Source organism: Pseudomonas sp. FYR_2, from assembly GCF_043106425.1.
GTDB classification, from domain to species: Bacteria; Pseudomonadota; Gammaproteobacteria; order Pseudomonadales; family Pseudomonadaceae; genus Aquipseudomonas; species Aquipseudomonas monteilii.
The window spans coordinates 49,101-70,529 of sequence record NZ_JBICMM010000041.1; the positions used below are offsets into that span (position 1 = coordinate 49,101).

Genomic DNA, 21,429 nt, shown 5'->3' on the forward strand with positions numbered 1-21,429 from the left:
TCTCGCCGACGGCAAATGATTCAGAGTTTCTGTCAGCCCCGGACCCTCGCTTTTTTTGAACTCCTCGCTGCGCCGCCACCTCCCAATCCTGAGACCCGCAAACCCTTCCGGAGCCCGTCATGGCCAAGCCCCTGCAGGAGTACCAGCGCAAGCGCGACTTCAATGCCACGCCCGAGCCGGCTGGTAAACGCGCCCATCCCCGCTCGGCCCATGCGCTGCAGTACTGCATCCAGAAGCACGATGCCAGCCACCTGCATTACGATTTTCGCCTGGAGCTCGACGGCACCCTCAAGAGCTGGGCCATCCCCAAGGGCCCCTCACTGGATCCCAAGGTCCGGCGCCTGGCAGTGCACGTGGAGGATCATCCGCTGGACTACGCCAACTTCGAAGGAAGCATCCCTGAAGGCCACTACGGCGCCGGCGATGTCATTGTCTGGGACCGGGGTGTGTGGGAGCCCGAAGGCGACCCGCGCGAAGCCTACGCAAAGGGCAAGCTTCGCTTTCGCCTGCTGGGCGAGAAACTGTCAGGGGTCTGGAATCTGTTCCGCACTCACCTGGCAGGCAAGAAAGAGCAGTGGATGCTGGTCAAGTCCCATGACGGGCAGGCGCGCAGTGAAACGGACTACAGCATTGTCGAGGCCCTGCCGGACAGCGTGCTGAGCGAGCGCACCCTGCCCCCGCGCAGCCCGGCCAAGGCGACCACTGCCAGGCACAAGCGAGCCAGCCGCAAAGCCTTGCCGGATACGCTCCAGCCGCAACTGGCCACGTTGGTCGATTCCCCGCCAAGCGGCGATTGGCGCTACGAAGTCAAGTTCGACGGCTACCGCATCCTGGCGCGTATCGACGGTGACGACATACGCCTGTTTACCCGTAATGGCCACGATTGGAGTGCGAAGATGCCCCGGCAGGTCGAGGCGCTCAAGGCCCTGGGCCTCGACTCGGCATGGCTGGACGGCGAGATGGTAGTGGTCGACGACAACGGCGTGGCCGACTTCCAGGCCTTGCAGAACGCCTTCGACACCGAGCATGACGAGCGCATCACCTACTACCTGTTCGACCTGCCCTGGCTGGGCGGTGAGGACCTGCGAGCACTGGCGCTGCAACAGCGCCGTGCAACCCTCGCCCGGTTGCTGGAAGGCCATGCATCGCAGGTACTCAGGTATTCCGCCGATTTTGAGGCGCCCGTCGAGTCACTGCTCGACAGCGCCTGCCGACTGGAACTCGAAGGCTTGATCGGTAAACGTGCCGACAGCCCTTACGTTGGCCGGCGCAGTAGCGAATGGGTCAAGCTCAAGTGCAAGCAGCGCCAGGAATTCGTGATCGTCGGCTACACCGACCCCAAAGGCAGCCGCAACGGCTTCGGCGCCCTGCTGCTGGCCCTGCACGACCACGGCAGCGGCCAACTGCGTTACGCCGGCAAGGTCGGCACGGGTTTCAGCGCGGCCACGCTGGATAGCATTCACGCCCGCCTCAAGCCGTTGCAAACCGACCGATCGCCCCTGCCGAAACCACCTACCGGTGCCGAAGCGCGCGGCGTGCATTGGCTCAAGCCACAGCTGCTGGCAGAGGTCGCCTATGCCCAGATGACCCGCGAAGGCATCGTGCGTCATTCGGTGTTCCACGGCCTGCGTGACGATAAACCTGCCACCGCCATCGACCTGGAGCGAGCAATGCCCACCAAGCGCGCAGCACAGACAGAACCCGAGAACCTGGGCACTCTGCGCCTGACCCACCCCGACCGCGTGGTCGACGCAACCACCGGTACCACCAAGCGTGAGGTCGCCCAGTACTACGCTCAGGTCGCCGACTGGCTGCTGCCACAGCTCAAGGACCGGCCTGTAGCCCTTGTGCGGGCACCGGACGGTCTGGACGGCGAACTGTTCTTCCAGAAAAACGCCGGCCAGCTGCATATCCCCAAGGTGCTCAGCTACAACAAGGCCCAGGCCGGCCAAGCGGCGATGGTGCTCAACCGCGCCGACAGCCTGCTGGGCGCGGTGCAGATGAACACGCTTGAACTGCACACCTGGAATGCCACTACCAAGGATTTCGATAAACCCGACCGCTTTGTCCTCGACCTAGACCCTGACCCGGCGCTGCCCTGGAAAGCCATGCTCGAGGCCACCCAGCTGACCCTTACCCTGCTCGACGAACTGGGCCTGAAGGTGTTTCTCAAGACCAGCGGCGGCAAGGGCATGCACCTCGTCGTACCCCTGACCCGACGCGCCGGCTGGGACGAGGTGAAAGACTTCAGCCGTGCGTTGGTCAACCACATGGCCGGGCTGTTCCCTGACCGTCTCAGCGCCGTGTCCGGGCCGAAGAACCGGGTCAGGCGGATCTTTATCGACTATCTGCGTAACGGCAAGGGTGCCACCACCGTCGCCGCCTACTCGCTGCGGGCCCGCGAGGGCCTGCCGGTGTCGGTGCCGATCTGGCGGGAGGAACTGAGCCAGCTCAAGGGTGCCAACCAGTGGAACATCGGCAACCTTCACACGCGGCTTGCACAGGTCGAAGACCCGTGGGCCGAAATGGGCAAGACACGCCAGTCGATCACGTTGCGTATGCGCAAGCAGTTGGGTATTGCATAATGGAACTGACCCACTTCGATTCGTTGTTACACCGTTTTGCTCACCGTTTGCAGGCCATCGAGCGCGACGCTTCGCTAATAGAACTGATGCAGGCCTTGCACGGCGAACGGCTCGACGTACTCCCGTTGCCCGGCCAGGGCTGCACGCTCGAACGCTGGCGCGTCCTGGCGCGGGTCGCCGGTTGCGATCTAAGCCTGGCCAAACTCTATGAAGGCCATACCGACGCCTTGGCGATCCTCGCCGAATGCGGTGCCGCCCAGCATGCCTGCAACGGCATTTGGGGCGTGTGGGCCGCCGAGCCGCCGGATGCCCGGGCCTACATCGTCGAGCGGAACGGTGAACGCGTACGCCTGCAAGGCCGCAAGGCTTGGTGTTCGGGCGCGTTGCAGATCGACCGTGCCCTGCTGACTGCCTGGGAGGACGACCAGCCTCAGTTGGTGGCTATCGAACTGCCTCATCCCAGCCAGCGCATCCAGGCCGAGCATTGGCAGGCCGTAGGCATGGCCGCCACCCGCAGCGTTGTGATCGAATTCGACGACTCGCCAGGGCTGGCCATCGGTTCGCCCGGCCAGTACCTGTCCCGGCCTGGCTTCTGGCAAGGCGGCGCGGGTATCGCCGCTTGCTGGTATGGCGCCGCCGAGGCCCTGGCCGGCTACCTTCACGAACAGTGCCGCAAACCCCGCCGCGACCCGCATGCCGATGCGCATCTGGGCGCAATCGATGCAGCCTTGTACGGTGCCCGTGCCGCCCTTCGCGAATGCGCCACCTGGATCGACCTCCACCCGCAGGACGACGCCAGCTTCGAGGTGCGGCGCACCCGCGCCCAGGTCGAACAGGCGGTCGAGCAGGTCACTCAGCATGCTGGCCGGGCGCTCGGTGCCACGCTGTTCTGTTGCAGCAGCCATTTCGCCCGGCTCAGTGCCGACCTGCCGGTATACATACGCCAGAGCCATGCCGAACGCGACCTGGCCGAGTTGGGCCGGCAACTGACCGGCCTGCCGGCGGGAGCATGGCAACTATGAGCCAGAACTTGATACAGGCTGCGCAAGGCACCCCCTGGAGTGCCTGGCAGCATTCTGCTCAGTTGGCCCGCGCCAGCTGGACGCTGCCTGCGCAGTTATGCCCACCCGGAAGGCGCCTGGTGCTGCTGGCTCCGCACCCGGACGACGAAATCCTCATGGCCGGCGGGCTGCTGGCCAGCTTCCAGGGACGAGAACAGGACGTGCTGCTGGTTTCTGCCACCAATGGCGAGGGCAGCCACCCGCATTCCTCGCAATGGCCCGAGCGCCGCCTGCGCCATCAGCGTCCACTGGAAAGCCGCCATGCCCTGCAACTGCTTGGGCTGGACCTCAACCGCCTCGACTGGCGACGACTCAACCTCAAGGATGGCGCGCTGCCCCACGATGAAGCCTTTTTGGTCAACCACCTGAACCAGTTGCTCAAACCTGACGACCTGCTGCTGACCACGTGGCGCGGCGACGGCCATTGCGACCACGAAGCAGCAGGTCGCGCCTGTGCCCAGGCGGCACAAGCCAGGCGCGTACAACTGGCTGAGGCCCCGGTCTGGGCCTGGCACTGGGCAAGCCCCGATGACCCGCGCCTGCCCTGGCCCCGGGCTCACCGCCTGCAGCTGGGCGATGAGCACTTGGCGCTCAAGCGCCAAGCCCTTGCCGCCCATGCCAGCCAGTTGCAGCCCGATGGTGACCGCCCACCGGTTGTGCCAGAACAGCTGCAGGCTTGCCTGTTGCAACCATTCGAGCTGATCTTTCTGTCAACGGAGGCAACATGAGCATGGACGCACAGTACTTCGCCGACTTGTATGCCGGTAGCGATGACCCCTGGGCCTTTCGGACCCGTTGGTACGAGCGGCGCAAGCGCGAGCTGACCCTGGCCAGCCTGCCGCGCCAATGCTACGAGCGCGTATTCGAGCCGGCCTGCGCCAACGGCGAGCTGAGCGTTCTGCTGGCCGAGCGCTGCGCCAGCCTGTCGTGCCAGGACATCGACGCGACCGCCGTGGCCCTGGCCCGTCAGCGGCTTGCAGGCGTGAGCCACGCCCATGTCGAACAGGGCCACCTGCCCGGCGACTGGCCGGGCGGTCAGTTTGACCTGATCGTGCTCAGTGAGATCGGCTACTACCTGGACCCCACCGACTGGTTGCAGGTGATCGAGCAGTCGGTGGCCAGCCTGGCGTATGACGGTGGTTTGCTGGCCTGCCACTGGCGCCATCCCATCGCCGGTTGCCCGCAGGATGGCCGCGAGGTCCACGCCCTGCTGGCCCGGCATCTGCCGCTGTATCCGCTGCTGCGCCACGAGGAGGCAGACTTCCTGCTCGAGTACTGGTCATGTCAGCCCAGTGTCGTCGACCTCGACGAGATCTGCCCATGATCGCCGTCATCATTCCCGCTCACAATGAAGCCCGTCGGCTTGGGTACTGCCTTACTGCCGTCAAGCAGGCGGTGGCCCAAGCCGAAACGGCGGGCATTGCAGTCGAGGTCCTGGTGGTGCTCGACCGCTGTGTCGACGCCAGCGCGCGCATCGCCCGCCGCCATGGCGTGCATACACTGGAGCTGGAGGCCGGCAACGTCGGCATCGCCCGGCGCCTGGGCGCGGCGTGGATGATCGAGCGCGGAGCCCAGTGGTTGGCCTTCACCGACGCCGACAGTCGCGTGCCCAGGCATTGGCTGGTGTCACAGCTGCAATGGCACGCGGACGCGGTGTGCGGCACGGTGCACATCGAACGCTGGCAGCCCTGGCAGAACGCAGCGTTACGCCAGTTGTATCGCAGCCGTTATCAGGCCCGTGAAGGGCATCGGCATATCCATGGCGCCAACCTCGGTGTATGCGCCAAGGCCTACGAGCGCGTGGGCGGCTTCCAGCCATTGCCGGCGCATGAAGATGTGCAACTGGTGCTGGCCCTGGAAGCCAGCGGCGCACAGATCGTCTGGACCGCAGCGCACAGCGTGGCCACCAGCAGCCGGGTGGACAGCCGTGCGCGCGAGGGTTTTGGGGACTATCTCAAGAGGCTGGAGGGACCGCTTGCGTAACTCATGAAGCCTTGGGCGGTCGCTTGGCCGCCGGCTTCTTCGCTTTGGTCTTGCCGCCGAGGCTGCGTTTAAGCAGCTCGGTAAGGTCGATGATGTTGGCGCCCTTCTCAGCCGTCGCGCGCTCGCCTTTGTCCACGATTCCGATCTTGCCTTTGCTGGCTTTCTCCTCCACCAGGTCGAGGATGGTCTGGCGAAACGCATCATGGTACTCATCGGGCGTCCATTGCCCGCTCATGTCCTCCACCAGGCGCCTGGCCATGTCCAGCTCACGCTTATCGACCTTACTCTCGGTCACGCTCTTGTCCAGTTCCAGGGTATCCAGCCCGCGCACCTCTTCCGGCCAGCGCAGGGTGATCAAGACCAGTGCATCTTCCAGCGGGCGCAGCAGGGCCAGGTGCTGGCGGGTGTGCAGCACCACGGTGGCCAAGGCCACCTTGCCGGTGCTGTGCAAGGTCTCGCGCAGCAAGGCATAGACCTTGCCCCCACGACGGTCGGGGCTCAGGTAGTAAGGGGTATCAAACTGTTGCAGCGGGATGTCGCCGGCATCGACGAACGAGAAGATGTCGATGGTCTGGGTCGCCTCGGGCCTGGCCTTGCGGATTTCTTCCTCGCTGATCACCACGTAGCGACCCTTTTCGTACTCCACGCCTTTGACGATGTGCTCCTTGTCGATGTCCTTGCCGGTCACCTTGTTCACCCGCTTGTAGCCAACCGGCTCCATGCTGCGCTTGTCCAGCCAGTCGAAGTCCACACGCTCACTGCGCACGGCGGTATTCAGCGAGACGGGGATGTGCACCAAGCCAAAGCTGATCGCGCCTTTCCAGATTGACCGGGCCATGGTCCGCTCCTACACATTGAAAGGTTGACCGGGCTGGCTGTAGCGCAGCGCGCCACAGCGTTCGCAACACTGGCAGTGAAGCCCGGCGACTTCACACACCACCAGGCTGCGCCATTGGCAGCCTCGCAGCAAGCAGACGAGTTTCATCAGCCACCTCCCTGGCCCGAGAAATACGGGCCCTTACTGAGACTGACTACGCGGCGCCGAGAAGGTTTATACGGATTTCCCGGACAGCCATCAGGCCACCTACCGAAAGTCACTCATCACTTGCCCGTACACTGCGCGCATCGCCTGGCGGCTATCCAGGCCCTGCTCACGGGCCAGTGCGTAGGCCTGGCGCTGGCGATCGGCGCTGCTGCCCTCGCGCAGGATGTGCCGGGCCTGATTGAATGAACGCTCGGCATCGGCGGTGTCAGCCGGGCACTGCTGCTGCAACTGCATCAGCCAGCCCTCGGCGCTGACCGGCTGTTGCGCGTGGACACCGATGAAGGTGGCCAGGCGGCCCTGACGCAGGGCGCGCCAGTAGTTCTCCTGGGTGACCCAGCGCATCTCTCGGCTGGCGGGGTCATCGTGGCGGGCCAGCGCCTTCTCGACGAGGTGGCGAAATAGGCCGGCGACAGCCAGGGCATCCTCTAGCCGCGGGCAGCCATCGCAGATACGCAGCTCGACCGTCGGAAACCGCCGCGAGGGCCTGATCGCCCACCAGAAGTCGCCGTCCTCGGCCAGGCTGCCGGTACGTTGCAGCAATGCCCGGTAGCGCTGGTACGCACTCCAGTCCGGCAACGGCTCTGGCAGCCCCATGTGCGGCCATTCCCCGCACACTGCGCGGCGGTAGCTCATGTAGCCGGTATCCTCACCGCCCCAGTACGCAGACGAGGTACTCAGCGCCAATAACAAGGGCAGCCAGTAGAGCACCCGATTGATCACCCGCATACGATCGATGCCCACCGGTACGCCAACGTGCACGTGCAGGCCATTCAACAGGCTGCGCCGGGCCACCAGCTGGTAATCGTCGAACAACTGGCGATAGTGCGGGGAGCCACGTGGGCGTTGGCGCAGCCACTGGGCGCTGGGGTGGCTTGCCGCGCCGTACAGCCCGGCGCCCTCATCGGCCAGCGCCTGGGCCAGGCGCTGTCGCCGCTCGCCAAAGAACTCACGCGCCTGGTGCAACGTGTCGAAAACCGGCGAAGCGATCTCTATCTGGCTGTGGAACATTTCTTCGGCGAACCAAGGGCCGAGCGCATCCCGACAACAGCGGGCCACGGCTGCTGACGGAGCCGCCATGACCTGCCCGGTGGCCAGCTTCACCAGCAGGTATTCTTCCTCGATGCCAAACGTGCACTCCCGCGCCACGACGCTATCAGCCGCGACGGGTGACGGTCAGGGCCACGGCGGCAATGCGCTCGACCTGCTCGTAACCGGGGTCAAGCAATTGCTCACCGAATACATCCGGATCCAGCTCGCGATAGAACCAACTGAACGCAGGCCCTGCCAGGCGCAACCGCATGGCTTCGAGCAGCGCGTCGCGCCCCTCGACGATCGCGACACCGGTGTACAGCAGCAACGTGCCCCCGGGCGACAGGCGCTCCCGGGCTTGCTCGACGATGCGCAGCGACAGCTCGGCACCCAGTGCGCCGCCGCCGTGGCGGTAGGCGCGCTGTCCGGCGTCGAGCATGTACGGCGGGTTGGCGACGATCAGGTCGAACGTACCGGCGATGTCATTGAGCAGGTCACTGCGCTCGACCGAAACATTGGCCACACCGGCCAAGGCGGCATTGATGGCGGTGTAGCGCAATGCCATAGGGTTGATGTCCACGGCGCAAACCTGAGCGTTTTGGGCGGCGCGCGCGATCAGCAACGCCCCGACACCGCTGCCACAGCCGATGTCTACGGCATGCTGCACGCGCTCGGGCGTGCTGCTCAAATGATCGTGTATCAGCTGGGCGAAACGGTAGCTGTCGGGGCCAAAGAACACCGCGTCACGGCTGTCCGTTGGCCAGGCAGCATGTACCAGCAACAGGTCGTCCAGGCTGGACCAGCGCACAGTGCTGCGCCACAGCGCACCTTGGGCCTCCAGCACGCCAGCGAGGCGCAGCTGCGCCAGTTCATCGGGGCTGAGCAGTGACGCGGCGAACGGCCTACTCCAGCCGAACACATCACGCAGGGTACGCGCCTGCTGCGCATCGGCCCGTGCATTGACCCTGGTCTGGGTCGCCGGCGTCACACAGGTGAAACGATAGCCGTCGGCACGCAGGCGACGCCCCAACTGCAACAAGGCCTCATCGGCACGGATCTGGTCCTGGTCGAGCAGCATCAGTAGAGCCCTCCTTGCATCAGGCCGGTGGCCTGAATGAACGCGCGGGTGGCGTGCAGGCCCTGCGGGGTAGCATGCCGATTGCCAGCCATCGCTTCGATCAACGCAGCCATGTCTGCAGCCAGCGGCGCAAGGGGTGTTTCATCTGCCAACTGCAAGGCGTGCTCCCACTGCCCTGGCGGCACCCGACGGATCTCTGCGCCTTGCCAGTCTCCGGCGATCCAGTCATGCCAAAGCTGCTTTTCATAAGCATCGAACACACCGAACATGGCCGCTACAGGGCCTTCTATCAGCGACCAGAAGCGGCTTTGGCGGGGATCGGTGTCGCGCTTGATCCAACCCTGAGCCTGTAGCGCCTCCAGAAAATCAGGCATCGCGCCGGGTTCGGCAAGCCACTGGTTGATGGTGCGTCCTTGCAGGCGACAACGGTCAGAATGCATGCACTGGCCATAGATGCGCTTGCGCTCCAGCGCGCCGAGCAACTCGGCCCGCAGGTCGAACGAGGCGATCAACGACGGCGTGTCGATCCCCAGGTTATTAAGACGGTAGCCATGCCTGACACGCTCGTAAAAGGCGGGTTGCTCATCCCGCATCAGCTCGGTGAAGCTCTCTATGGCACGGCGCGCATGGCCGCTGGCGGCATTATCGATGGTCACATGCAACTGGAAGTAATGGGCGTCGATACCCAGCTCGGCCAGCTCGTGGGTGGTGATCAGCAGATGCAAGGGGGGCTGTTCGTAACCCAGGTTGTAACCGATCACTTCTGGAAGAAAACGCTCGAAGTGCTGGCCGAGCGCCAATTGCAACGAGCCCTGCAGGTAGCGAGCGGGGTCAAGCGATGGCTCCTGCAGGCAACCAAGACGACTGAGCAAGCGCTGGTAGATCAATACGTGATTGCAGCGTGGGTCACCGTCTCCGAGTTCTTCGAGGAAGGTGCGGATCAACCCATGGAAGCGCGGGTCCTGCCAATGCCATAGGGCGCCGTGTAGCCATGCGCCGTCGACCGCTTTGGTCGGCGCGACTTGCTGCAAAAACCACAAGGCATGGGCACGATTGGCAAAAAAACGACGGGGGCCGCCCTGACGCCGTTGTTCCAGGTAGGCCGCATGCTCACTGGCGACACGTCCCGCATGGTTATCGGCCCATTGCGGGAGTAGCCCAGGATCATCTGGCAGGTCGTCGCAAAGCGCACGGGCCAGACGCAGTTGCTCCTCCAGCCAGGCCTCGGTGGTGGGCTCCGGGCCCTCAAGTAGCGCTCGATAGCGATGTTCCAGCCCTAAGTCGGCATTGTGAGGCCTTATACCTGCCTTTGTCGTCGCCACCATGCCCTGTACCTCACTCATTGATTCTGCGGTTTGGTCTCAGCTGGAGGGTTAGTTGCAGGGTCACTGGGTTGCTGCATCTGAAGTGACGGTTTGCTTGGGTCGGCATCCTTCGCTGGATGATCACTGTCGCGGTCGAAGCACCCTCCGAGCAGCGAGAAACTGGCAGTCAACAGCAACAGGGCGATCAGGTTGTTTTTCATGATGGTTACTCGTTTTTGTGAAGACCTAAACCAACGAGTCTCACCCGTCCTCCTGAATTCGTTCTGATTACGACATAGCGGATGAGCGGTGCCCGGGAACGCAGATTGCGCTGCCACGGCGGCCCTGTTTTCAAGAAAAACTAAACCTTCACCCGCACCTGCGGTTCAACCGAGTGCGACATTGAGGTCGCGCCAACAGAACGAAGGAGTGAGACATGAACACACCATTCTTGAAAATCGCCGGCGTTACCCTGTTGATGGGCCTGGCTTCGCTGCAGGTACAGGCAGCGTCTTCGGACGATTTCGTCGATGCGGCCACTGAAGCCGGTATCGCCGAAGTGGTCACCGGCAACCTGGCGCAGGAAAAGAGCCAGAGCGCAGACATCAGGCAATTCGCCCAGCAAATGGTCTCAGACCATACCAAAGCCAACCAGGAACTCGGTGATATCGCCCGCAAGCTGGACATCAGCGTGCCCGACGAAGCCTCGCTGACCGACAAGGTGAAGAAGATGATCCTCGAATGGCGCGAGGAGTCGTTCGACCGGTCATACGTCAATAACCAGGTCGACGCGCACGAAAAGGCCGTGGAACTGTTCAAGAAAGAGGCCGCCTCCTCCGACAAGCCGGAGCTAAAGGCCTTCGCCAACGACAAGCTGCCAACGCTGCAGCACCATCTGGAACAGGCCAAGGCGCTGCAAGCCACCCACGGCAAGTAACCCACACGTCACCGCGCAATCCCAGGGGCCGCCCTGCGGCCCTGCCTTGAGCCATCTGGAGGTGGGCTCCCCATGAATGATCGAATCATCGAACTGTTCACCGACACCACATTCTTCGGCATTTCCATCCTCAACCTGCTGGTAGCGCTGTGCGTTGCCGTGCTGACGTTCGTGATTGCCAGAGCTGTCATCGGCCTGTTGATGCGCCGGGTGCAGCGCTGGTCCGAACATGACGGGGCAATGAGTCAGGTGCTGGCCAAGGTACTGGCTGGCACCAGCAACAGCCTGCTGCTGCTCGCTTCGCTGCTGGTGGGTTTGAGCATGCTGGACCTGCCCGAGCGCTGGCTGGGCCGGGTCAGTAGCTTGTGGTTCGTGGTCGCTGCCCTGCAGATCGGCCTCTGGGTCAATCGCGCCATCGCGCTGGGCCTGACCCGCTACTTCAGCCGGCACAGCGCCGACGGCCTATACCAAGGCAGTGCGCTGGCCACGCTTTCGGCCTGGGGCGCGCGCGTGCTGTTGTGGTCGGTGGTGTTGCTGGCCATGCTGTCCAATCTGGGCGTCAATATCACCGCCTTCGTGGCCAGCCTGGGTGTGGGCGGCATTGCCGTCGCCCTGGCCGTGCAGAACATCCTGGGTGACCTGTTCGCCTCGTTGTCGATTGCCGTCGACAAACCGTTCGAGGTCGGTGACTTCATCGTCATCGGGCCGCTGGCCGGTACGGTGGAGCACGTGGGGCTGAAGACCACGCGGATCCGCAGCCTGGGTGGCGAGCAGATCGTCATGGCCAATGCCAGCATGATCAGCAGCACGATCCAGAACTACAAGCGCTTGCAGGAACGACGCATCGTGTTCGAGTTCGGCTTGTCCTATGACACGCCCACCGAGGCGGTGAAACAGGCGCCCGCCCTCGTCGAAGAGGCGATCACAGCCCAACAGCAGGTGCGTTTTGACCGCGCTCATTTGCGCGGCTTTGGCAAAGAGGCACTGGAGTTCGAATGCGTCTATATCGTGAGAGACCCTGGCTACAACCTCTACATGGATATTCAGCAGGCGATCAATTTCCACCTGCTCGAGCGCTTCAACAGGATCGGTGCCAAGTTTGCCGTACCGGTACGTGCCATCAAGGTGACCGCACTGCCACAATCCCTCGAGCAGCCCCAGGCCCTTTGATCGACAGCGGCACTTTGGCCAGCATGGGCAGTCCTACTTGAATCCCGCTCGTAGATTGATCGGTGCCAGGCCTATAATCGCCGCCACTGCTCACTCCCGGTCCGCACAAGGCTCGTGCCCATGAAATCGTCCAGCAAGCCCACGCTCGCCTCGCCGCAAAACCCTGCGCTAAGCCCCAGCCATCTGGACTTTCCAGTGGTGGGTATCGGTGCATCGGCCGGCGGCCTGGAGGCGGTCCAGGCGTTTTTCAAGCACGCCCCCGAGAACTGCGGCATGGCATTCGTTGTGGTGTTGCACTTGTCGCCGGACCACCAGAGCCAGGCCGACCGCTTGATCCAGCGCGTCACGCGCATGCCGGTGTGCCAGGTAAGCGAGCCGGTACCGATCGAGCGTGACCACGTCTATGTCATTTCGCCGGCCAACCGCCTGTCCACCAATGACGGCTACCTGCGGGTCAGCCCGGCCAGGCGCAGCCGCGGTGACCACGTCGCCATTGACCTGTTCTTCCGCGACCTTGCTGATGTGCACAAGGACCATGCGTTCTGCGTGATCCTTTCGGGCAGCGGCAGCGATGGCGCAGTGGGCCTGTCGCGCATCAAGGAACAAGGTGGCGTGACCCTTGTGCAGTCGCCCGATGACGCCCAGTACCCTGACATGCCCAAGGCCGCCATCGCCACCGGCATGGTCGACCTGATCCTTCCGGTGACCGAGATTCCGGGCAAGCTGGTGGAACTGTGGCGCTCGGCTCAGAAGGTCAAACTGCCGGAAATCGAGGATGACAGCCTCCCGCCGCCGCTAGGCGAACGCTCAGGCGACCCAGCCCAATGCGACCCGCTACTCGACGACATCCTCGCCCGGCTGCATGCCAGCACCGGCCACGACTTCCAGCACTACAAGCGCGCGACCGTCCTGCGCCGGCTTGAACGTCGCCTGCACGTCACCGCGCAGACCGACCTTGCCAGTTACCGCGACTACCTCGAGCGGCATCCTGAAGAGTCTCGCGCCCTGTTGGCGGACATGCTGATCGGGGTCACCAACTTCTTTCGCGACCGGGACGCCTTCGAAGCGTTGCAACAACAGGCGATGCCGGGGCTGGCCAACGACGACAGCGAGGATCCGCAGCGCGAAATACGTATCTGGTCGGCGGGGTGTTCATCCGGCGAGGAAGCCTATAGCCTGGCGATTATGGCAACCGAGCAATTGGCGATGGAGCAGCGCAGTGCCAAGGTGCAGGTGTTCGCCACCGACCTCGACGAGCGCGCGATCAATGTCGGTCGGCTGGGCGTCTATCCCGAAGCCATCGCCACCGATGTTCCCACGGCCAGGCTGCGCCAGTTCTTCATTAAGGAAGATCAGAAATACCGCGTGCGCAAGGACATTCGCGAAAAAGTGCTGTTCGCCCGGCACAACCTGTTGTCCGATCCACCGTTCTCTCAGTTGGACCTGGTGGTATGCCGTAACTTGCTCATCTACCTGGACCGAGAAGTGCAACGGGAAATCCTGCGGCTGTTCCACTTCGCCCTGCGCAAAGGAGGTTACCTGTTCCTGGGCAGTTCGGAATCTGCGGACGTGGCGGCCGACCTGTTCATTCCCGTGGACAAACGCCATCGCATCTTCCGCGCCAGGGAAGTAGAACCGGCGCGCCGTCCGGGGCGGCTTCAGACGCCCGACACGCAAGCCGTACGCGCCAAACCCAAGCTCCTGCGCAAGCTGTCCTATGCTGAAATCCATCACCGGGCGTTGTCCAGGCGCTCACCGCCCAGCCTGATCGTCGATGGCGATGGCAACATCTTGCACATGAGTGATGGCGTCGGCCGCTTCCTGCGCCACGCCGGTGGCGAAGTCAGCCCCAGCCTGCTGAACCTGGTACTCACGCCGCTGCGCCCGGCCCTGCGCAGTACCCTGTTGCAGGCTCAGAACACCGGCCAGCCGGTCAGCTCGGGCGCAGTGATCACCACCGTCGACGATCAGCGCGTCGAAGTCCAGGTACAGGTACAGCCCCACCAGGACGAACCCAGTGGCAGCGAATGCCTGCTGGTGGTTTTTCAGGTTCGCGAAGCTGATCCCCACAACCCGCCTGCTATTCAGCAAACCGAAGGCATGGTGTTGAGCACCCTGGAGCGCGAACTGCAGCGTACCCGTCAGCAGTTGCAGGAAACCATCGCGCAATCGGACATCTCCAGCCAGGAGCTGATGGCCTCCAACGAAGAAATGCAGGCGATCAACGAAGAGTTGCGCCTGGCCAGCGAAGAGCTGGAAACCAGCAAGGAAGAGCTGCAATCCATCAACGAAGAACTGCTGACGGTCAACTACGAGCTCAAGACCAAGGTCGATGAAACCGACAAGATCAACGACTACCTGAGCAACCTGATCGCCTCGACTCAGATCGCCACCGTGTTTGTCGACCGCAACCTGCACATTCGCTGGTTCACCCCTGGGGCCACCGCCATTTTCAGCATATTGCCGGTCGACACCGGCCGCTCGCTGCTCGACATCACCCATCGCCTGGAATATCCAGGCCTGGCTGACGATGCGCGTGCGGTGATCGAGCGCGAAACCACGATCGAGCGTGAAGTGATCGGCCAGGACCAGCATTGGTACCTGGCGCGCCTGCTACCGTACCGGGCCAGCGAGCAGAATGTCGATGGCACCGTGCTGACGTTTATCGACATCACCAAGAGTCGCGCTGCCGAAGAACGCTTGCGTCAAGGTGAGGAGCGCATGCGCCTGGTCGCAGAGAGCACCCATGACTTCGCCATCATCCTGCTTGACGAACAAGGCCTGATCATCGACTGGAATACGGGCGCTGCGCTGATCTTCGGCTACGCCAAGGATGAAGTGCTGGGCCTTCACTATGCGCTGATTTTCACCGAGCAGGACCGCGAAAACGGCGAGCCGGAACGCGAATTGCGCGCTGCCCGCCTGCATGGCCGCGGCCAGGACGAACGCTGGCATGTGCGCAAGGACGGCAGCCGCTTCTATTGCAGCGGTGAAGTTTCACGCCTCAAGGGCAGCAGCCTGCGCGGTTACGTGAAGATCGCCCGTGACCTCACCGGCCACAAGCGCCTGCAAGACGAACAAAGCAAGCGCCTGGCCGAGTCACAAAGCTCCAGCCACATGAAGGACGAGTTCTTCGCGGTGATGTCCCATGAGCTCAAGCACCCGTTGAACCTGATTCAGCTCAATGCCGATATCTTGCGACGTATACCATCGGTCACAAGTACCGGCATGGCGAACAAAGCGGTCAACGTCATTCGCGATGCGGTCACCAGCCAGGCGCGGATCATCGATGATTTGCTCGATGTAGCGCGCATCCGCACGGGCAAACTCAAACTGAAGACCCAGCCGGTCGATTTGTGCGCCGTGCTGCAGGGTATCTGCTCCGTAGCCTGCAATGAGCAGCGCGGCCGAAGTGTTCGGCTGACGCTGCCGGCTGATGGGGAACCGGTCTATGTGGAGGCCGACAGCACACGTGTCGAGCAGATCATCTGGAACCTACTGAACAACGCATTGAAGTTCAGCCCTGCCGATGGCGAAATTCTGTTGAGACTTGCTCGGCAGGATGAGCAGGCGCGACTTGAAGTCATTGATCAGGGTATAGGCCTCGCCAAAAACTCCCTGGAAGATATTTTTGAGCTGTTCAACCAGGCTGCACCCACCGGCCATGGGCGAGAGGGGCTAGGTATTGGCCTTTCCCTGGTTCGTCAATTGGTAGAAGCCCATGGCGGAGCGGTCAGCGTAGAGTCTCCCGGAATAGGCCAGGGTTGTACGTTCATCATCACCCTGCCTTTGTGCGTGTATACCCAGCAACCCCAGGCTCAGGGCGAAGCGCTGCCATCAGAAGGTCGCCTGAAAGGGATTCGCATCCTGCTGGTGGATGACTCGCTCGATGTGCTGGAAGTGATGGAACAATTGCTGTTGATGGAGGACGCCGACGTTGACGCCTACAGCGACCCGATACTGGCGCTGCAATCGGCGGCAGATGCGCGTTACGACGTGATTATTTCCGACATCGGCATGCCTGGCATGGACGGTCATGCACTGATTCGGGCGCTGCGCGGTCTGGAACATCTGCGCTACATCCCGGCCATCGCGTTGACTGGCTTCGGGGCAAGCGCTGACCAATACAAGTCCCGGCAGTCCGGGTTTGACCGCCACTTGAACAAGCCGGTGGGTTACGACGACCTGATCGACGCGATCGAGCGCCTGAATGGCTCAGCATCGGTCTGATTAACGGCAGATGGGCTTTGCGGGGGCGACTCACACCCCCTCAGTGCTTCCTGCCCTCCTCCTTCTGTTTTTCTTCGTCCTGCCCTTCAACCTTGTCCATCAGCAAAGGCATCGTGCCCAGCACCAACAGCGCCAGCACCGTGCTGACCAGCGCCGTGGCTTCGCGTCCCATCCCCGCTGCCGTACCGATGGCAGCCGTCATCCATAACCCGGCAGCTGTGGTCAGGCCTTTGACATGACTGGTGTCCTGGCCATTGCCCTTGAGAATGGTGCCCGCACCCAGAAAGCCGATACCGGCAACGATGCCCTGAATCACCCGGCTGAGTGCCTGCGCATCGGCACCTGCCATGCTGGGTGCCAGCACGAACAGCGCCGCACCCAGCGAAACCAGCATGTGCGTGCGCACCCCGGCGGACTTGCCCTTGTGCTCTCGCTCGAAGCCTAGAACAGCGCCCAATACGGCAGCCATCACCAGCCGTACCAGAATTCGCACGATCTCGCGCTCATCGCCAATATCGGCGAATTCGGCCTGGATTGTTTGCCAGATCATGTCCATTGACAGATACCGGCCGGATGAGGTTCTCTGCTGATGCGGCGCTCTTCACAGGCTCTCGTTGGTCCGATCTTGATCGGCATGGCAGCGGCTTCCGAGGACGGTTAAAGCGTATGACTGCGAGCACTGCAAGGTTGCTGCATCAAGTTCCACAAAGCGTCTTAAAGCCTTCAGATACATAGGCGCCTCAGGTGGCTTGACTTGATGTCAAAACCGGCCCGGTGATGTTCATCTCCTTACCAATCGTGCGTATAACTGGCAGTCAACACAGTGCCGGGTGCTGGCAAGTGGCTGGTGTTGTTGTTATTGCGCAGCAATTGACTGTAGAGCGGGTAGTAGTCGCGATTGAACAGGTTCTGGATGCCGACGCTTACCTTGTCGTCAGCGGATATCTGGTACTGGCTCACCAGGTCCACTGTCGTATAGCTACTCACTTGATGCCGACCGAAGCTGTCCACGCCATCGAGCCTATAGTCCTTGCCGTCGAAGAACGTAGCTTGCAAGCGGTTGCTCCACTCCAGTGTCGGCTTGTACTGGACGTAGGCGGTCAGCTTCAGGGGCGGAACGCGATAGCCGGTCATGTCTTGCCAGCCTTTGCCGTCCGGTTTTTCTCGTCCGCGCATCCAGGTCGCACTCCCCCCTGCGCCCCACACCGCATCGTCGGACAGCCAATCTGCACTGGCTTCGGCTCCGTAGATGCGCTCCTTGGTGCGGGTCAGAATCAGGCCATTGTTGAAACTCTGCACATCCCCCAGTTTGGAGGTGGTGTAGAACAGCGCCAAGGTACCGAGGGTGTTGCTGCCCAGCTCTCCTCGCCAGCCAAGCTCATAGTTGTTGGTTTTGACCGGTTCCAGGTTCGATACGCCGATGTCGAAACCACGGCGCGCATTGCGCAATTGAATGCCCACGTCGGGCAATTGGAAGCCCTGGCTGAAGGAGGCGTAGATCTCCTGGCCGAGTACCGGTGAGTAGACGACGCCCAGGTTCGACAGCACCGCATCGTAATGAACTTCGCCCCCCTTCACCGCCACCGGTGAGGCAGCGGTGGATTCGGACAACGGAACGAAGTCATCGAATTCGGCAGTGGAGTATTCGTAGCGCAGGCCGCCGTCGACAGACCAATGCTCATCAAAGCGATGCTGTAGCTGGGCGAACGCACCGGCGCTTCGCGTCCTCAGCGGGGGCATGTAGGTGAGCTTGCCCGTCTTGTCGAAGACCAGGCCGCCACTGGCGTCATAAACCGCAGGGTCGAAGACATCGAGCGGCATGTCGCTGCGCTCCTGGTTATAGTCGCCCCCCCACACCAGCTCGGTACTGCCGCTGTCGCCAAGTGGCGTGCGCAGGGTCAGGCGGCTGCCGAACACTTCGCTGTTCTGCATGATCTGGTCCACGTTGCTGCCGCGGGTAGCAACGGCCCGGGCATCGAACGGCGTGAAACGGGTGAAGTAGTCCCGGTAGTACATCTGGGCAGAGAGCCGGCTGCCGAGAATGTCGAGATTCTCGTACTCCAGGTTCACCAGCGTGTTGCGAATACGGTTCTGTTCGTCAAGATCCAGGCCCTTGATCGCATTGGCCGGCACAGAGCCTGCGGGGAGTTTCGCGACGCTTGGGTCTGTAGCGTAGTCGGTGTCCTGGCGTGCATCGTAGTGGCTGACTGCAAGCTGGATTCGCTGGTTCTCGTCGATGTGCAGCCCCAGCTTGCCGCCGATGTTGTAGATGTTCGAATCGAACAGGTCACCTTGACTGGGCTCCGGGGCGATCCGGTCACCATGCGCATCGTACGAGGCACCGATGTGGCGGGTGCCGAAGTCGAACGCGTAGTCCACCGCTCCCTGAGAGCCTGCGAAATACTGCTGGAACTGGCCCCCCAGGCCATCGCTGCCCAGTCGGGTAAGTGGCGAGGTGGCGCTCAGGCTGGTTTCGGCACGGTTTTCACCACCTGCAGGTCGTGTAGTGATGGAGATGATGCCTCCCGTGGCGCCGCTGCCGTAGATGGCGCTGCTACCACGGATAACTTCGACCCGGTCGATCAGCGCCGGGTCGATATTGGCCAGGTTGCGCGACGAGTCGCGGTTGGTATTGAGCGGCACCCCGTCGACCATGACCAGCATGCTGCGCCCGCGCAGGGTCTGGCCATACTCGGTGATGGTGCGGCTGGAGTCGGACATGCCCGGAATCGCCTTGGCCAGTACCGTGGCCAGGCTGTCTGAACCCTGGCGCAGCTCCTGCAGTTGTTCATGCTCAAGAACGGTGGATTGCCGCGTTGCGGAAACCAGGCTGCTGCTGGTGCGCGAGGCGGTGATTTCCATCTGCGCCATTTCCACGGGCACGCTCTGGGTCACGGGGCTGGATGCGGGGGCACCCTGCGCGACGATGACGAACGTACGCTCATCCTTGGCCTGCAACTGCAAGCCACTGTCCTTGAGCAGCGTTTTAAGTACTTGCTCAGGTGTGAACCGTCCTTTCACCGCAGGCGCGTTTCGGCCTGCACCGAGATCGCTGGCAAAGATGACCTGTACCGAAGACTGCTGTGCAAGGGCGTTGATGGCCTCCCCCAGCGGCGCGGCGGGGAGATCCACGTTCACCTTTTCCCGGCCCTGGGCCGACATTGCGATGAGCAGGCTACTGGCGAGCAATGACAGGCGTAGTTGGCGACTGCGGAGGGGAAAATGCACGTCTCGAGTTCCTTTTTCTGGTTGGGCTTTTTTCAATAGCCGCCATGGGAATCGAGAAACCCTACCTGGCTTGAGCTTTATTTTCTTGCCGATTTACGTTGAATCCGCACGCTGCCATCCTCTGTTTTCAACACGGCGACGGGCAGGATGCTCGGTAGCAGATCCAGCAGTCGGTCGACATTGTGCGCTTCGAAGACCCCTGTCACCTTGAGTGCAGCCAAGCTTGGGTCGCTCAGCTCAATGGATGCCTTGCGATAGTGACGCAGCAACGACACCGCTTCATCCAGCGGCGTCTGCTCGAACACGATGCGATCATCTTTCCAGGCCATCGCCTTCAAGGCGTCGACCTTCGAAACCGGCATCAGTTGCCCGCCGATGGAGTCGACCTGTTGCCCTGGCCTGAGGGTGACAGGCGCGTGTTCTGAAGCTGCAGCGGTGACGTCCACGCGTCCACGGGCCAGGGTCACACGCACCGCATCGTTATCCAGCCGGCGGACATTGAACAGCGTACCGAGCACCTCGACCTTCGCCGGGCCAGCGGACACTACGAAGGGGCGATACACGGCCGAGGAGACATCGAAAAGCGCCTGCCCTGCGCGCAGGTCGACTTCGCGGCTGAGCAGACGCAAGCTGATATCGACATGCGTGCCACTGTCCAGCAGCAGCTTGCTTCCGTCGTTCAGCAGCACAGCACGCCGCTCACCAATGGCGGTAGCGAAACGCTCGCTCTTGTAGGCAGGGTTCAGCCAGGCCAGGCCTGCAAAGGCGATCGCAACCGCCAGCGTGATACCTGCCGACTTTGCTGCCTTCGAGGGCGCAGGCCTGGACGGCGGCATGGGGAACAGCTGCTTGAGCTCTTCACGATGTCGCCCAAGAGCCTCGTCCAGTGGCACCTGTTCGGGTTGCTTCGTCATGGGCGCACCTCATCACGCCCAAGCCGTTGCCGGCACGCCGCCAGCCCCAGGCGCAGGTGCTTTTCCACGGTCTTGATGGAAATACCGAGGCGAGTGGCTACTTCTGCCTGGGGGATTTGGTGAATCTTGTGCATGACGAAAACAGCTTGGCAGCGAGGTGGGAGGTCTGTGATCGCGTCGACGAGCAGTTGAAACTCGCGCTCGCTGTCATACCGGGTCATCGGGGTGGCCGCCGGGCAGGCCACCTCAGGCAGCTCGGAGACCGCCTCTACCCAGGCGCCCCGGCGGCGATCGCTACGATAGCGACTAATAGCGGTATCGTGGGAGATTTTTCGTAGCAAGGCCAATGGGGTTCGAACGTCTTCTTTCTCACCGCGCTCAAGCAACTGCACGCACACGTCATGCACCACATCACGCGCCATGCTTCTGTCGCCGAAGCGTCGGCGAATGTGGTCCACCAGATCGTCATAGTGACGTACCAATGTAGACAGCAGCGTCGGTTTGGCGGGATCGAACGACACGATGCATCCTGGATAAGAGGTAGGCTCCGAAACAAGACACAAGTGTAAATGAGAAATAATTGCGAATAAACCAGCTGCCGCGTTGCGGTATGCTAAATCGCAGGAAGGTGAGCAATGGTCAGCCCGTTGGCAACGGCAAAGGCCAGATCACCAACGGTCTGGTCGCTGTAGCTGCGGTAGTTGTTGGCTTGGCGATGGGCCACGATAAGCCCGAGTTGCTCGTAATAGCGCTATGTATGGCGGCCGACTTCACTCCGGCGCTCCAACTCTCCAACATTCACAGTAAAAACTCCTTGACTGTAGAGTACGCTCTACACCTTAGCCTGCGCCGATCATTCAAACAA

18 protein-coding genes and 1 pseudogene are annotated in these 21,429 nt (G+C 62.4%); 8 read left to right on the top strand and 11 right to left on the bottom strand.

What is annotated here, in order from left to right; all coding sequences use genetic code 11:
* Positions 1–119: 119 nt before the first annotated feature.
* The 5 genes from ligD to ACF8R4_RS17070 are packed head-to-tail and all read left to right on the top strand — an operon-like array spanning position 120 to position 5,629.
* Positions 120–2,585 carry a DNA ligase D gene (gene ligD / locus ACF8R4_RS17050; protein WP_223624742.1) on the top strand — a complete coding sequence of 822 codons (2,466 nt, stop codon included), beginning with the start codon at positions 120–122 and terminating at the stop codon, positions 2,583–2,585.
* Positions 2,585–3,607, top strand: coding sequence for an acyl-CoA dehydrogenase (locus tag ACF8R4_RS17055; protein WP_104834914.1), 1,023 nt, complete (start codon positions 2,585–2,587; stop codon positions 3,605–3,607). Before ligD ends, ACF8R4_RS17055 begins: the two co-directional genes overlap by 1 nt.
* Complete coding sequence (locus ACF8R4_RS17060) at positions 3,604–4,374, top strand: PIG-L deacetylase family protein (protein WP_060500071.1); 771 nt, start codon at positions 3,604–3,606, stop codon at positions 4,372–4,374. The genes ACF8R4_RS17055 and ACF8R4_RS17060 overlap by 4 nt, the downstream gene beginning before the upstream one ends.
* A complete protein-coding gene (locus ACF8R4_RS17065) occupies positions 4,371–4,970 on the top strand; it encodes a class I SAM-dependent methyltransferase (protein ID WP_392492991.1) in 600 nt (199 codons plus the stop codon). Before ACF8R4_RS17060 ends, ACF8R4_RS17065 begins: the two co-directional genes overlap by 4 nt.
* A complete protein-coding gene (locus tag ACF8R4_RS17070; RefSeq protein WP_392492992.1) occupies positions 4,967–5,629 on the top strand; it encodes a glycosyltransferase in 663 nt (220 codons plus the stop codon). The genes ACF8R4_RS17065 and ACF8R4_RS17070 overlap by 4 nt, the downstream gene beginning before the upstream one ends.
* Position 5,630: 1 nt before the next feature.
* On the opposite strand, the gene ACF8R4_RS17075 is transcribed toward ACF8R4_RS17070, so the two are convergent.
* From ACF8R4_RS17075 to ACF8R4_RS17100, 6 genes are all read right to left on the bottom strand, one after another.
* On the bottom strand, positions 5,631–6,467 hold the full coding sequence (locus tag ACF8R4_RS17075; RefSeq protein ID WP_392492993.1) for a Ku protein: 837 nt from the start codon (positions 6,465–6,467) through the stop codon (positions 5,631–5,633).
* 9 nt (positions 6,468–6,476) lie between these two features.
* Positions 6,477–6,614 (bottom strand): PSPA7_2676 family Cys-rich small protein, encoded by a 138-nt coding sequence (locus tag ACF8R4_RS17080; RefSeq protein WP_177337118.1) that lies wholly within the window; start codon positions 6,612–6,614, stop codon positions 6,477–6,479.
* Between the two features lie 99 nt (positions 6,615–6,713).
* Positions 6,714–7,820 (bottom strand): carboxylate-amine ligase, encoded by a 1,107-nt coding sequence (locus ACF8R4_RS17085; RefSeq protein ID WP_104834919.1) that lies wholly within the window; start codon positions 7,818–7,820, stop codon positions 6,714–6,716.
* A gap of 7 nt (positions 7,821–7,827) precedes the next feature.
* Positions 7,828–8,781: a class I SAM-dependent methyltransferase gene (locus ACF8R4_RS17090; protein WP_060500066.1), complete on the bottom strand. Its 954-nt coding sequence runs from the start codon at positions 8,779–8,781 to the stop codon at positions 7,828–7,830.
* The gene (locus tag ACF8R4_RS17095) at positions 8,781–10,106 is read right to left on the bottom strand and encodes an iron-containing redox enzyme family protein (RefSeq protein WP_200929472.1); all 1,326 of its coding nucleotides are present in this window, start codon (positions 10,104–10,106) and stop codon (positions 8,781–8,783) included. The genes ACF8R4_RS17090 and ACF8R4_RS17095 overlap by 1 nt, the downstream gene beginning before the upstream one ends.
* Before the next feature lie 14 nt (positions 10,107–10,120).
* Positions 10,121–10,306: a hypothetical protein gene (locus ACF8R4_RS17100; protein ID WP_060500064.1), complete on the bottom strand. Its 186-nt coding sequence runs from the start codon at positions 10,304–10,306 to the stop codon at positions 10,121–10,123.
* A gap of 215 nt (positions 10,307–10,521) precedes the next feature.
* Here ACF8R4_RS17100 and ACF8R4_RS17105 point away from each other — a divergent pair, with 215 nt between their 5' ends.
* The 3 genes from ACF8R4_RS17105 to ACF8R4_RS17115 all read left to right on the top strand — a co-directional run bounded on the left by ACF8R4_RS17105 (position 10,522) and on the right by ACF8R4_RS17115 (position 16,422).
* Positions 10,522–11,022 (top strand): DUF4142 domain-containing protein, encoded by a 501-nt coding sequence (locus ACF8R4_RS17105; protein ID WP_392492994.1) that lies wholly within the window; start codon positions 10,522–10,524, stop codon positions 11,020–11,022.
* Between the two features lie 72 nt (positions 11,023–11,094).
* Positions 11,095–12,192, top strand: coding sequence for a mechanosensitive ion channel family protein (locus ACF8R4_RS17110; protein ID WP_060500062.1), 1,098 nt, complete (start codon positions 11,095–11,097; stop codon positions 12,190–12,192).
* A 120-nt stretch (positions 12,193–12,312) separates the two neighbouring features.
* The gene (locus tag ACF8R4_RS17115; RefSeq protein ID WP_392492995.1) at positions 12,313–16,422 is read left to right on the top strand and encodes a CheR family methyltransferase; all 4,110 of its coding nucleotides are present in this window, start codon (positions 12,313–12,315) and stop codon (positions 16,420–16,422) included.
* A gap of 40 nt (positions 16,423–16,462) precedes the next feature.
* On the opposite strand, the gene ACF8R4_RS17120 is transcribed toward ACF8R4_RS17115, so the two are convergent.
* The 5 genes and pseudogenes from ACF8R4_RS17120 to ACF8R4_RS17140 form a co-directional block, all read right to left on the bottom strand.
* Complete coding sequence (locus tag ACF8R4_RS17120) at positions 16,463–16,978, bottom strand: MgtC/SapB family protein (protein ID WP_104834925.1); 516 nt, start codon at positions 16,976–16,978, stop codon at positions 16,463–16,465.
* A 233-nt stretch (positions 16,979–17,211) separates the two neighbouring features.
* Positions 17,212–19,650, bottom strand: a complete 2,439-nt coding sequence (locus tag ACF8R4_RS17125) for a TonB-dependent siderophore receptor (protein WP_392492997.1) — start codon at positions 19,648–19,650, stop codon at positions 17,212–17,214.
* Between the two features lie 77 nt (positions 19,651–19,727).
* A complete protein-coding gene (locus tag ACF8R4_RS17130) occupies positions 19,728–20,564 on the bottom strand; it encodes a FecR family protein (RefSeq protein WP_392492999.1) in 837 nt (278 codons plus the stop codon).
* Positions 20,561–21,085: an RNA polymerase sigma factor gene (locus ACF8R4_RS17135; protein WP_104834928.1), complete on the bottom strand. Its 525-nt coding sequence runs from the start codon at positions 21,083–21,085 to the stop codon at positions 20,561–20,563. The genes ACF8R4_RS17130 and ACF8R4_RS17135 overlap by 4 nt, the downstream gene beginning before the upstream one ends.
* A 104-nt stretch (positions 21,086–21,189) precedes the next feature.
* Positions 21,190–21,366, bottom strand: a pseudogene (locus ACF8R4_RS17140) (MerR family transcriptional regulator); the annotation flags it as partial.
* Between the last annotated feature and the right edge of the window lie 63 nt (positions 21,367–21,429).

Excerpts from the sequence above, each read along its gene's own strand:
- ligD (WP_223624742.1), top strand. The coding sequence starts at position 120 with ATGGCCAAGCCCCTGCAGGAGTACCAGCGCAAGCGCGACTTCAATGCC.
- ACF8R4_RS17055 (WP_104834914.1), top strand. The coding sequence starts at position 2,585 with ATGGAACTGACCCACTTCGATTCGTTGTTACACCGTTTTGCTCACCGT.
- ACF8R4_RS17060 (WP_060500071.1), top strand. The coding sequence starts at position 3,604 with ATGAGCCAGAACTTGATACAGGCTGCGCAAGGCACCCCCTGGAGTGCC.
- ACF8R4_RS17065 (WP_392492991.1), top strand. The coding sequence starts at position 4,371 with ATGAGCATGGACGCACAGTACTTCGCCGACTTGTATGCCGGTAGCGAT.
- ACF8R4_RS17070 (WP_392492992.1), top strand. The coding sequence starts at position 4,967 with ATGATCGCCGTCATCATTCCCGCTCACAATGAAGCCCGTCGGCTTGGG.
- ACF8R4_RS17075 (WP_392492993.1), bottom strand. The coding sequence starts at position 6,467 with ATGGCCCGGTCAATCTGGAAAGGCGCGATCAGCTTTGGCTTGGTGCAC.
- ACF8R4_RS17080 (WP_177337118.1), bottom strand. The coding sequence starts at position 6,614 with ATGAAACTCGTCTGCTTGCTGCGAGGCTGCCAATGGCGCAGCCTGGTG.
- ACF8R4_RS17090 (WP_060500066.1), bottom strand. The coding sequence starts at position 8,781 with ATGCTGCTCGACCAGGACCAGATCCGTGCCGATGAGGCCTTGTTGCAG.
- ACF8R4_RS17095 (WP_200929472.1), bottom strand. The coding sequence starts at position 10,106 with ATGGTGGCGACGACAAAGGCAGGTATAAGGCCTCACAATGCCGACTTA.
- ACF8R4_RS17100 (WP_060500064.1), bottom strand. The coding sequence starts at position 10,306 with ATGAAAAACAACCTGATCGCCCTGTTGCTGTTGACTGCCAGTTTCTCG.
- ACF8R4_RS17105 (WP_392492994.1), top strand. The coding sequence starts at position 10,522 with ATGAACACACCATTCTTGAAAATCGCCGGCGTTACCCTGTTGATGGGC.
- ACF8R4_RS17110 (WP_060500062.1), top strand. The coding sequence starts at position 11,095 with ATGAATGATCGAATCATCGAACTGTTCACCGACACCACATTCTTCGGC.
- ACF8R4_RS17115 (WP_392492995.1), top strand. The coding sequence starts at position 12,313 with ATGAAATCGTCCAGCAAGCCCACGCTCGCCTCGCCGCAAAACCCTGCG.
- ACF8R4_RS17120 (WP_104834925.1), bottom strand. The coding sequence starts at position 16,978 with ATGGACATGATCTGGCAAACAATCCAGGCCGAATTCGCCGATATTGGC.
- ACF8R4_RS17130 (WP_392492999.1), bottom strand. The coding sequence starts at position 20,564 with ATGACGAAGCAACCCGAACAGGTGCCACTGGACGAGGCTCTTGGGCGA.